The 13436-nt window shown below is 44.1% G+C and carries 4 protein-coding genes; 2 read left to right on the plus strand and 2 right to left on the minus strand.

Going from position 1 to position 13436, the window contains the following annotated elements; all coding sequences use genetic code 11:
* Together EPU_RS12395 and EPU_RS10620 are read left to right on the plus strand one after the other, a co-directional pair.
* Positions 1 to 1721, plus strand: a 1721-nt coding sequence (locus tag EPU_RS12395) for a transglutaminase domain-containing protein (protein ID WP_044150200.1), incomplete at its 5' end; no start/stop codon positions are given.
* Positions 1722 to 1882: 161 nt separating this feature from the next.
* Complete coding sequence (locus tag EPU_RS10620; RefSeq protein ID WP_029488386.1) at positions 1883 to 12610, plus strand: S-layer homology domain-containing protein; 10728 nt, start codon at positions 1883 to 1885, stop codon at positions 12608 to 12610.
* Positions 12611 to 12652: 42 nt separating this feature from the next.
* Here the strand turns inward: EPU_RS10620 and EPU_RS10625 are convergent, their stop codons facing one another.
* Together EPU_RS10625 and EPU_RS14200 are read right to left on the minus strand one after the other, a co-directional pair.
* Positions 12653 to 13006: a DUF1292 domain-containing protein gene (locus EPU_RS10625; protein WP_029488387.1), complete on the minus strand. Its 354-nt coding sequence runs from the start codon at positions 13004 to 13006 to the stop codon at positions 12653 to 12655.
* 96 nt (positions 13007 to 13102) lie between these two features.
* Positions 13103 to 13297, minus strand: a complete 195-nt coding sequence (locus EPU_RS14200) for a hypothetical protein (RefSeq protein ID WP_010169248.1) — start codon at positions 13295 to 13297, stop codon at positions 13103 to 13105.
* Positions 13298 to 13436 lie beyond the last annotated feature (139 nt).

Here is a 13436-nt window from a genome sequence, read left to right on the forward strand (position 1 = left end):
TAAAAACCGAAGCGTACATACCATCTGAACCAATCTTACAAATCAAAGAAGACACCGCCCTCGATATTTCTGTAACCTGGCCAAGCTCCGCTCGCAATCGGGATATGGCAAAAGAGCTGATCGCCAATGCGTTATTAAAAGAGGAAATCGCYATCGACATCAGCCACTTAGATCTAAATACCGAAGACGCTAACGCGTATTTTCGCGAATTGTTAGCAAATGACAAGCGCCTTTTTCATGTGTTAAAGGGTTGGATGTATCCCAAGGTAGACGACGACAAAGTATTAACCACGATCTATCCAAACTATGACAGGCACTTAGTTGATAACTATGATTATTATTACAATTTACTAGATACCGAAATTGACAAGGTCGTTGCTTTAGCTTCGGAGGGCAAAACGGATTTGGAGAAAATTCTTATTATTAACGATTACCTGGCGACCAATTTTGAATACGATACTTTGGGTTTAAAATCTGATACYGAAATTCGCGATAAAGTTCGATTTATTGAGGAGCGACGCGGCGTATGTGAATCGTATGCTGACTTTGCAAAATTAGTGCTAAACGAGCTTGGAATTCCAAATATTACCGTTTCATCTATACGATTAAACCACATCTGGAATATGGTAGAAAACGAGGGGCACTGGTATAACGTTGATTTTACGTGGTCAGATGTTACGCCAAATTTAACTGGTCGAGCTTCGCATGAAAATTTTATGGTAAGTAATGATCGAAAAATTGAGCTGAATAAAAAACTCGATGATTGGACAAACACTGTTCCGTATATCGCYGACAGTTTAAAATATGAAGAAATGTTTAGAGCCACGACCGCACCGTTCGCTGTTCTCGACGATGCCCTCTATTATATTAACAATGTTACAACGGACGACGGATCTGCAACGGGAAATATATATTCTCTCGATGTGMAAACAGGAGAAAGCACGTTGATTTACGAGGCACTTGCAGATACGAAATGGTATACCTCCGCTTCTACATATTATGCCGGAAAATATACAGGATTTGGAGAAATCGGCGGAATGCTATACTATAACACCCCTACTACTGTGATGCTATATGACGTTACCACCGACAAGGCTACTCCATTAAATATCGATATGACCGAAGAGTTGTGGGGACTAAAGGTTTCAGATACGCAACTCACGCTTGTTTCTGGAGATGACATAAAAAAATTATCTGACTTTGAACATAACCTGGTTAGTGTCGCCGCCAACGACGCTCTTGAACAGCTTATCGATACATCGCGAGCCAATCTCGATACCGTAATAGTTGACCCAACCGGAGACGACATAAATCCATATAACCAATGGGTAACTGCAACCGAATACGAAGCATTTGCCGACGCAATTTCTGCTGCCTCCGAAGGAGCCGCAACAGACGAAGCTCAGGACGCCCTTCTTGCTGCGTACTCCGAGTTTAACTTCGCTAAAGAATCCGGAAAAATTAAAGCCGACAAAACTTTATTGGCACGCATAGTAGCTATTGCCGAAAATAATCTTGCCACGACAGCCACAAGTCCAGCGGACCTCAATGAGGATAAAATTTTTTGGACATCTCCAACATATTACACTTATTTAGAAGACAAGCTTATCGAAAGTCGGTTATTACTAGATGATAAGAAAGCATCGCAAGATAAAGTAAATAAAATGGTTTTCTACTTGCATAACCGAAATCAGYTGTTTGTGAGTAYCAGAAAAAATTAGGTTTTCTACTTGTATAATAGCAATTAATTGTTCGTAAATACAAAAAAAATCCAGATTGCCTAAAATTGACAAGGAAACTTCGGGCATATTATTTGACTAAAATGTGCCAAAAAGGTACAATATAGGCGTAACCTAAATATAAAAAGAAAAGGATGACGCTTATGAAAAGAAAATTTAGTACACTTATAATATCTTCTATGCTATTACAACAAATAGCCATTCCATCCATGTTTAATTATAGCCCCTTTGTTCAGATAACATATGCGAACGAGAATGCCGTACATATGGAAGTATATGAATATAATCCTCTGGACACATCCACCACCTGGCCCCACGATGCCCCCTTATACACCTCAAAAGACTCGGCGGCATTTCAGGAGTCAATGGTCCAATCATTAATCGCCGAAGCTCCTCTTATAGATATGTCTTCGTTAAACATGACTAAAGAAGAAGGMAACACTTTTTTTCGCGAACTACTMGCCAACGATAAACGCCTATTTCATGTTATAGAGGGTTGGAACTATTTTGTAGATGATGACAACATGCTGAAATCTATAATTCCAAAATATGATCGACATTTGGCCGATAATTATGACTACTACTTTACAATWTTATCAAACGAGATCGACAAAGTGGTCTCTTTAACTGCGAGCGGAAACACCGTTTTGGACAAGCTACTGATTTTAAACGACTACCTGGCTGTTACGTATGCGTACGATACAGAAGGTTTAAACGCAGAAGCCGAAGTTCGCGACAAAGCGCGTTTTRTTGAAGAGRGGGTAGGAGTTTGCGAATCGTATGCTGATGTTGCAAAGCTAATATTAAACGAGTTAAACATTCCCAATATTACAGTATCCTCAGGACATCTTAACCACATCTGGAACATGGTCGAGTGCGATGGTGAGTGGTATAATATCGACTTTACCTGGGCCGATCCTACCCCAAATCGAACTGGGCGGGCCTCACATAGTAACTTTATGATTAGCAGTTCTAGAAAAATTCAGATAAATCAAACGCCAGATGATTGGACAAAMACTGTAGTATATACGGCCGATAGTACCAAATATGAAGATCGGTTTCTTACCACTTCACCTTTCGCTTTTGTTGAYGGAACTGCATATTATATAGATAACAATCGACCATCATCAAAGGATATAACAGGAAGTATATACTCTATGGATACCGCAACTGGCGAGTCTAAATTAATCGCRGATGTTCTTCCAAATATAACCTGGCAGACTCCATCTAACTTAACCTGGATCGGAAAATTTACGGGTTTTGGATATCACGATGGAGCTTTATACTATAACACGCCTCAGGCAATTATGAAATATAATTTTGCAACTCAAAAATCAGAAGTGGTCGATCTCGATATTTCACTTCCCGCCGCCTCCAAAGAACACTCCGCACATGAAATATGGGGCTTTGCTTTAGCAGGAAATCAGCTCACATACCTCACCGGAGATGATATCCAATACGGAAGTGGCATATTCTCTAATACCATTGCCACTTTGTCTAGCGAAACTGTCGATGCCTCTGCGCTCGAGGCCTTAATTGTTGCTGCCAAAAATAATTTAGCCACGACGGCGGTTTCCGAAACTGGTGCCGAGCTAAATCCCTATAATCAATGGACAACCTATGCCGAGTACGACGCTCTCCAAACTGCAATAGCCAAAGCTTCTGCTGCCAAAACTCAGGCCGAAGTTGATTCTCTGCATACATCCCTTGTTGCAGCATATACCAGCTTTAATCGAGCCAAAAAAGAAGGGACTCAACCCATAGATACATACTCTTTGCAAAAGACCATCGATTTGGTACAAGCTGGTTTAGAAATAACTTTAAGAAGTAACAATGGCGATGATATTCCTGTCGATAAGTATTGGTTATCTGAACAATATTATGATTCAGTAATAGAACATCTATCCGCTGCGGAAAATATAAATTCACATTCCACTCAAATAGAGGCCGATCGAGCATATGCTATGTTAGCGTACTACAACGATATTATGAATCATAATCGATATCCCGGAACAGTAGCGCTATCAACCTATAAAAATAAACTAAACGACGCCATCAACTCCATGAAAAGCATTATAGATGGTATCCAAATCAGTACCGATGGCAGTAATATTTCTATCTACGAAAAGTGGATCACACAACCGGAGCATGCCGCCGCCACCGCCACTCTTGCGGCAATACAAGCAGTATACGATAATCCCGATGCCACCTCTACACAAATTATAGAAGCTACCAGAACTATCGAAAATTATGAATTTGATTTCAAAGACGGTACTCAGCTCGACAAAACAGAACTACAAGCCGCGATAGCCAATGCGAAAACTTTGATCGATGCTGCCACCAAAAGTGTAGACGGCAAAGATGTTGCAGACGGAGCGACATGGGTTTTCCAATCCATCTATGAATCACTCGAAACCACGATAGCAAATGGAGAGGTTATAGTCTCCAAAGCCACGGCTACTGCAAATGAAATTTCGTCAGCCAAGAGCGACATCGCCACTGCAACCATCGTATTTGCTGCCAATAAAAAAACTGCCGTCGTGACTAGAGAAGCGCTAGCCAATCTAATCAATATAGCAAAGCAGACTCATACAAAAATTCATACCAGTTCTAACAACGGCGCTGACTTGGATTCTGATCAAGTATGGGTAACTGCAAMTACAAAAAACGCTATCGTCATGGCTATTGTCATGGCCGAAGGCTCTCTTAGTAACAAATCTGCCAATCAGAACTACATCGATAGGGCAACGACCAACTTACAGAATGCGATCGAGACCTTCAATGCTTCAAAACATGTTGGCACCAATCCCGGTCTTGCCGACAAATCTTCATTACAAACATCTCTCAAAGCCGCCATCTCAGAACTAACTACAGCTGCCAAAAGCGACGATGGCTTTGACGTAATCGCTGGTATTACTTGGGTTGATACCGCGACATACGAAGCGCTCGAAGCGGCAATCGCAAGTGGCAAGGCGGTTGCTTCTACCACTGCAGCCACTCAAGTCGATGTGAATAATGCGTCTATGGCAGTCGATACGGCGCAAAAGGCTTTCACTGCTGCCAAAAAGGTTGCGACGATGGATCCAACAAAATTAATCGATGCTCTAATGTTTGCTCAAGAGCTACTTGCCACCACAGCGGGAAGCGTTGATGGAACGGACATCGCTACAAACAAATACTGGATTCCTCTCAAATCTTATAACACTGCCAAAGATACCATATTAAATCTGTTTACAATCTTGAGTTCCGGTACACAACTCAGCCAGAATCAACTCACGCAATATGAACTCAATCTAGCAGAAATTCTAAAAGTATTTGATGAAAAAAGTTTGGGAGCTCCAGCCGACAAATCTGCGTTATTAGCTTTGATCGATGCGGCCACCGCTAATCTCGCGAGTGTAACAGTCAGTGATGATGGTGCCGATGTTGATGCTGCCAACATGTGGGTTGCTCATTCCGATTACGATGCGCTTTCCGATGCGATATCAACTGCTACTGCCGTGGCGAATGATGCTACCAAACAGGCCGTTGTAGATTCCGCGGTTGAAGCGCTCGATAAAGCTTCGAAGGCGTTTGATGAAGCCAAACGTGCGGGAACCAAAATTGAGGTCGCTGACAAAACTTCATTATTAGCGTCTATCGATGCGGCTATCGCTAACCTCGCGAGTGTAACAGTCAGTGATGACGGCTCCGATGTTGATGCTGCCAACATGTGGGTTGCTCACTCTGATTACGATGCGCTTTCCGATGCGATATCAACTGCTACTGCCGTGGCGAATGATGCTACCAAACAGGCCGTTGTAGATTCCGCGGTTGAGGCTCTCGATAAAGCTTCGAAGGCGTTTGATGAAGCCAAACGTGCGGGAACCAAAATTGAGATTGCCGACAAATCTGCGTTATTAGCTTTGATCGATGCGGCCACCGCAAACCTCGCGAGTGCAATAGTCAGTGATGATGGTGCCGATGTTGATGTCGCCGACATGTGGGTTACTCACTCCGATTACGATGCGCTTTCCGATGCGATATCAACTGCTACTGCCGTGGCGAATGACGCTACCAAACAGGCCGTTGTAGATTCCGCAGTTGAGGCTCTCGATAAAGCTTCGAATTCGTTCGATGTAGCCAAACGTGCGGGAACCAAAATTGAGGTCGTTAACAAATCTGCGTTATTGGCTTTGATCGATGCGGCCACCGCAAACCTCGCGAGTGTAACAGTCAGTGATGACGGCTCCGATGTTGATGCTGCCAACATGTGGGTTGCTCACTCCGATTACGATGCGCTTTCCGATGCGATATCAACTGCTACTGCCGTGGCGAATGACGCTACCAAACAGGCTGTTGTAGATTCCGCGGTTGAGGCTCTCGATAAAGCTTCGAAGGCGTTCGATGAAGCCAAACGTGCGGGAACCAAAATTGAGGTCGTTAACAAATCTGCGTTATTAGCGTTGATCGATGCGGCTGCCGCTAACCTCGCGAGTGCAATAGTCAGTGATGATGGCACCGACGTTGATGTTGCCGACATGTGGGTTACTCACTCCGATTGTGACACTTTGTTTAATGCGATATCAACCGCTACTGCTGTTTTGAGAACCGCGACCAAACAAGCCGTTTTAGATTCCGCAGTTGAGGCTCTCGATAAAGCTTCAAATGCGTTTGATGAAGCCAAACGTGCGGGAACCAAAATTGAGGTCGTTGACAAAACTTCATTATTAGCGTCTATCGATGCGGCTGCCGCTAACCTCGCGAGTGCAACAGTCAGTGATGACGGCTCCGATGTTGATGCTGCCAACATGTGGGTTGCTCATTCCGATTACGATGCTCTTTCCGATGCGATATCAACTGCTACTGCCGTGGCGAATGATGCTACCAAACAGGCCGTTGTAGATTCCGCGGTTGAGGCTCTCGATAAAGCTTCAAATGCGTTTGATGAAGCCAAACGTGCGGGAACCAAAATTGAGGTCGTTGACAAAACTTCATTATTAGCGTCTATCGATGCGGCTGCCGCTAACCTCGCGAGTGCAACAGTCAGTGATGACGGCTCCGATGTTGATGCTGCCAACATGTGGGTTGCTCATTCCGATTACGATGCTCTTTCCGATGCGATATCAACTGCTACTGCCGTGGCGAATGATGCTACCAAACAGGCCGTTGTAGATTCCGCGGTTGAGGCTCTCGATAAAGCTTCAAATGCGTTTGATGAAGCCAAACGTGCGGGAACCAAAATTGAGATTGCCGACAAATCTGCGTTATTAGCGTTGATCGATGCGGCTGCCGCTAACCTCGCGAGTGTAACAGTCAGTGATGACGGCTCCGATGTTGATGCTGCCAACATGTGGGTTGCGCACTCCGATTACGATGCGCTTTTCGATGCGATATCAACTGCTACTGCCGTGGCGAATGATGCTACCAAACAGGCCGTTGTAGATTCCGCGGTTGAGGCTCTCGATAAAGCTTCGAAGGCGTTTGATGAAGCCAAACGTGCGGGAACCAAAATTGAGGTCGCTGACAAAACTTCATTATTAGCGTCTATCGATGCGGCCACCGCAAACCTCGCGAGTGTAACAGTCAGTGATGATGGCACCGACGTTGATGTCGCCGACATGTGGGTTACTCACTCCGATTACGATGCTCTTTCCGATGCGATATCAACTGCTACTGCCGTGGCGAATGACGCTACCAAACAGGCCGTTGTAGATTCCGCGGTTGAAGCGCTCGATAAAGCTTCGAATGCGTTTGATGAAGCCAAACGTGCGGGAACCAAAATTGAGATTGCCGATAAAACTTCGTTATTAGCTTTGATCGATGCGGCCACCGCTAACCTCGCGAGTGTCACAGTCAGTGATGATGGTGCCGATGTTGATGTCGCCGACATGTGGGTTACTCACTCCGATTACGATGCGCTTTCCGATGCGATATCAACTGCTACTGCCGTGGCGAATGACGCTACCAAACAGGCTTCTGTAGATTCCGCGGTTGAGGCTCTCGATAAAGCTTCGAATTCATTCGATGTAGCCAAACGTGCGGGAACCAAAATTGAGGTCGCTGACAAAACTTCATTATTGACTTTGATCGATGCGGCCACCGCAAACCTCGCGAGTGTAACAGTCAGTGATGACGGCTCCGATGTTGATGTTGCCAACATGTGGGTTGCTCACTCCGATTACGATGCGCTTTCCGATGCGATATCAACTGCTACTGCCGTGGCGAATGATGCTACCAAACAGGCCGTTGTAGATTCCGCAGTTGAGGCTCTCGATAAAGCTTCGAATGCGTTTGATGAAGCCAAACGTGCGGGAACCAAAATTGAAATTGCCGATAAAACTTCGTTATTAGCGTCTATCGATGCGGCTGCCGCTAACCTCGCGAGTGCAACAGTCAGTGATGATGGTGCCGATGTTGATGTCGCCGACATGTGGGTTACTCACTCCGATTACGATGCGCTTTCCGATGCGATATCAACTGCTACTGCCGTTGCGAATGATGCTACCAAACAGGCCGTTGTAGATTCCGCGGTTGAGGCTCTCGATAAAGCTTCGAAGGCGTTCGATGAAGCCAAACGTGCGGGAACCCAAATTGGCATCGGTAATAAATCTTCATTAGAGACATTACTCTCATCGGCTAACGCTACTCTCGCAACCGCAAAATCTAGCGATGACGGTACGGATATTTCTCCTTCATCCAAATGGGTTTCTACTGAAATTTATGCCGCACTCACCGATGCCATTGCCAGTGCTCAGAGCGTTTACGATAATTCAGATGCATCGAAATCTGAGGTAGATTTTGCTAAAGCCGATCTCTCAGCTGCGATCACTTCTTTCAATAATGCTAAGCAAAATGGCACGATGGTCAATGCAGTTGACAAGGCCGCATTAGAGACATTACTCTCATCGGCTAACGCTACCCTCGCAACCGCAAAATCTAGTGATGACGGTACGGATATTTCTCCTTCATCCAAATGGGTTTCCTCTGAAATTTATGCCGCACTCACCGATGCCATTTCCAGTGCTCAGAGCGTTTACGATAATTCAGATGCATCGAAATCTGAGGTAGATTCTACTAAAGCCGATCTCTCAGCTGCGATCAGTTCTTTCAATAATGCTAAGCAAAATGGCACGATGATCGATGCAGTTGACAAGGCCGCATTAGAGACATTACTCTCATCGGCTAACGCTACCCTCGCAACCGCAAAATCCAGTGATGACGGTACAGATATTTCTCCTTCATCCAAATGGGTTTCCTCTGAAATTTATGCCGCACTCACCGATGCCATTGCCAGTGCTCAGAGCGTTTACGATAATTCAGATGCATCGAAATCTGAGGTAGATTCTACTAAAGCCGATCTCTCAGCTGCGATCAGTTCTTTCAATAATGCTAAGCAAAACGGCACGATGGTCAGTGCAGTTGACAAGACTTCGTTAGAGACATTACTCTCATCGGCTAACGCTACCCTCGCAACCGCAAAATCCAGCAATGACGGTACGGATATTTCTCCTTCATCCAAATGGGTTTCTACTGAAATTTATGCCGCACTCACCGATGCCATTGCCGATGCTCAGAGCGTTTACGATAATTCAGATGCATCGAAATCTGAGGTAGATTTTGCTAAAGCTGGACTCTCAGCTGCGATCAGTTCTTTCAATAATGCTAAGCAAAACGGCACGATGGTCAATGCAGTTGACAAGGCCGCATTAGAGACATTACTCTCATCGGCTAACGCTACCCTCGCAACCGCAAAATCCAGTGATGACGGTACGGATATTTCTCCTTCATCCAAATGGGTTTCTACTGAAATTTATGCCGCACTCACCGATGCCATTKCCRRTGCTCAGGGCGTTTACGATAATTCAGATGCATCGAAATCTGAGGTAGATTCTACTAAAKCYGAWCTCTCAGCTGCGATCASTTCTTTCAATAATGCTAAGCAAAAYGGCACGATGGTCAATGCAGTTGACAAGGCCGCATTAGAGACATTACTCTCATCGGCTAACGCTACCCTYGCAACCGCAAAATCTAGYGATGACGGTACGGATATTTCTCCTTCATCCAAATGGGTTTCYACTGAAATTTATGCCGCACTCACCGATGCCATTGCCGATGCTCAGRGYGTTTACGATAATTCAGATGCATCGAAATCTGAGGTAGATTCTACTAAAKCTGAACTCTCAGCTGCGATCAGTTCTTTCAATAATGCTAAGCAAAATGGCACGATGGTCAATGCAGTTGACAAGGCCGCATTAGAGACATTACTCTCATCGGCTAACGCTACCCTTGCAACCGCAAAATCCAGCAATGACGGTACGGATATTTCTCCTTCATCCAAATGGGTTTCTACTGAAATTTATGCCGCACTCACCGATGCCATTGCCGATGCTCAGAGCGTTTACGATAATTCAGATGCATCGAAATCTGAGGTAGATTCTACTAAAGCTGGACTCTCAGCTGCGATCAGTTCTTTCAATAATGCTAAGCAAAATGGCACGATGGTCAATGCAGTTGACAAGGCCGCATTAGAGACATTACTCTCATCGGCTAACGCTACCCTTGCAACCGCAAAATCTAGTGATGACGGTACAGATATTTCTCCTTCATCCAAATGGGTTTCCTCTGAAATTTATGCCGCACTCACCGATGCCATTTCCAGCGCTCAGGGTGTTTACGATAATTCAGATGCATCGAAATCTGAGGTAGATTCTACTAAATCTGAACTCTCAGCTGCGATCAGTTCTTTCAATAATGCTAAGCAAAACGGCACGATGGTCAATGCAGTTGACAAGGCCGCATTAGAGACATTACTCTCATCGGCTAACGCTACCCTCGCAACCGCAAAATCCAGTGATGACGGTACAGATATTTCTCCTTCATCCAAATGGGTTTCTACTGAAATTTATGCCGCACTCACCGATGCCATTGCCGATGCTCAGAGCGTTTACGATAATTCAGATGCATCGAAATCTGAGGTAGATTTTGCTAAAGCCGATCTCTCAGCTGCGATCAGTTCTTTCAATAATGCTAAGCAAAACGGCACGATGGTCAATGCAGTTGACAAGGCCGCATTAGAGACATTGCTCTCATCGGCTAACGCTACCCTCGCAACCGCAAAATCTAGCGATGACGGTACGGATATTTCTCCTTCATCCAAATGGGTTTCTACTGAAATTTATGCCGCACTCACCGATGCCATTGCCGATGCTCAGAGCGTTTACGATAATTCAGATGCATCGAAATCTGAGGTAGATTTTGCTAAAGCCGATCTCTCAGCTGCGATCACTTCTTTCAATAATGCTAAGCAAAATGGCACGATGGTCAGTGCAGTTGACAAGGCCGCATTAGAGACATTACTCTCATCGGCTAACGCTACCCTTGCAACCGCAAAATCTAGCGATGACGGTACGGATATTTCTCCTTCATCCAAATGGGTTTCTACTGAAATTTATGCCGCACTCACCGATGCCATTGCCAGTGCTCAGAGCGTTTACGATAATTCAGATGCATCGAAATCTGAGGTAGATTCTACTAAATCTGAACTCTCAGCTGCGATCAGTTCTTTCAATAATGCTAAAAAATATGGCTCCAAAACTTCTTCTACGAACGGAAGTAGTAGTGGAAGTAGTAACAGATATAGCGGTGGAAGCAGTGGCGGGAGCAGCAGTGGAAGTAGCGGGTACAGTAATAGCTCATTGAAAACTGATTCTTTCAAAACTGATTCTCCGGTACACTCTAACGATTCTACTTTTGTGGATATTAATATTTCGGACAAAGATGCGGTTCACGGGTTTACAAGTTCATCTATTCCTAGCGTAATTGTTCGGAATGCTATCGATGATCTTCTAGATTCTGTGCGCGATAAAACTCCGAGATTAAATATTTTTGTGGATAGCTCTCCTGCAGTAGATCAGGTGGACGTCGCCCTCGATGCTCATTCTCTCTCAGATTTGGCAAAAGATGGCTCGTTGTATGTTGCAACAGATTTGGGAAGGTTTACTTTGAATAATAGCGCTTTTGGTGAATTGATATCTAAGGTTAGACATGACGATGTTACATTTAGCATCGCTGTAGACGATAAATTGGAGCTATCAGCCGCTCAGACTGAAGCAATTGACGGGGACTTTGCATTTAATATCGATATTTTAAAGGACGATCAAAAAGTTAGTGATTTCGATAACCCAATCACCATCACTCTCGAATATTTCTTGCCAAAAAATCATGATCCAAACTCTATTCAAGTTTACCATGTCGCAGAGGATGGAACGTTAGAAGCGTTAGCAACTACCTATTCAGAAACGCTTAATGAAATTTCATTCGACACCAACCATTTCTCAATATTTATGGTAGACTCGACGGTAAAAATGCCGTTTATCGATGTAACAGCGTCGGACTGGTTTTTTGACGATGTAGAAGCAGTCTTTGATCAAGGCATTATGGTTGGAATGACTGATACTCGATTTATTCCATTAGCCAACTCCACCCGTGCTCAAATCGCAGCTATCCTATATAGATTATCGGCGGCGGCAGAAGAAGATGCAGCACAGGACGAGCCTTGGTATGCTTCGGCAGTCAACTGGGCTGCGGATCATCATTTGTTTAATATGTATGGCAACTCTTTCCGTCCTGATAATACAATCACACGAGAAGAACTTGTCAACGCTGTCTATAATTATGCAATATACATGAATGCCGATGTCACCAAAACCATGAGCTTGAACTTATTTAGAGATTCTATGAATGTTTCTCCGTGGGCTGTCAACGCTATGGAGTGGGCAGTAGCAAATGAAATTATATTTGGTAAAGACAATACTATACTTGATCCTCAAGGCTTTGCTAGCAGATCAGAAATCGCTGCTATTGTTAATAGATTATTGAAATTATTTTAATAAAAGATGTGGCTTGCATCTAATTGGCGAGCCACTATATTTTTAGTTTTCTTCGCTTTCTTCATCTTCCTCAAAGAAAATCTCAAAGAATTCAGCTGAAACTCGTTCGTATTCTTCTTCAGATTCAATGTCATCCAGCATAGGATCTTCGCCGTCCTCATTTTCTTCATAGCGATATATAAGAACTTCRTCTTCCTCTTCTTCATTTTCATTTTGCGGAACCACTGCTATATAAGTTTTTCCATCAACAGGGAAAATTCCAAGTACATCGCAAGCAACTTCCTCATCCGARTCATCAAAKGTCAAATAAAGTACAGGTAGCTCTTCTCCATGGCAATCACAGCCAGCGCCACAACYACATTCCTCAGATGAATGACAATTACAATCTTTTTCCATAACTCTTACTCCTTTATTACAGTTCCTGAGAACCAATTTCTCGCACAGTCTAACATGTTTTTTATGACAATTATAGGGGGTAGCATAAATTATTTTTTACACTTCTCTCGAAACATTATAGACCGCTTCTATATTTKCAAYCGGAACATCTCCCTCAAATGCCTGAGACGCCATCAAAATATAGCCACCCTTTTTACCCAAAGTTTCTATTATATGCCTAGTTTCAGCAGCAACCTCTTCTGCAGTGCCATTTGGCAAAATCCCTTGCGTATCAACTCCTCCATGGAACACGATCTTTCCTCCAAACTCTTCGGCTAACGACTCGACTTCCGAATCCGCATACTTTTTGAACTGGCTCCGAATGCGTCAACACCGCAAATCTATTAATCTAGAAATAATTCGGCCTGACCGCTTCCACACGAGTGTTGCT

Source organism: Candidatus Epulonipiscium viviparus (assembly GCF_000171335.1).
Lineage (GTDB): Bacteria > Bacillota > Clostridia > Lachnospirales > Cellulosilyticaceae > Epulonipiscioides > Epulonipiscioides viviparus.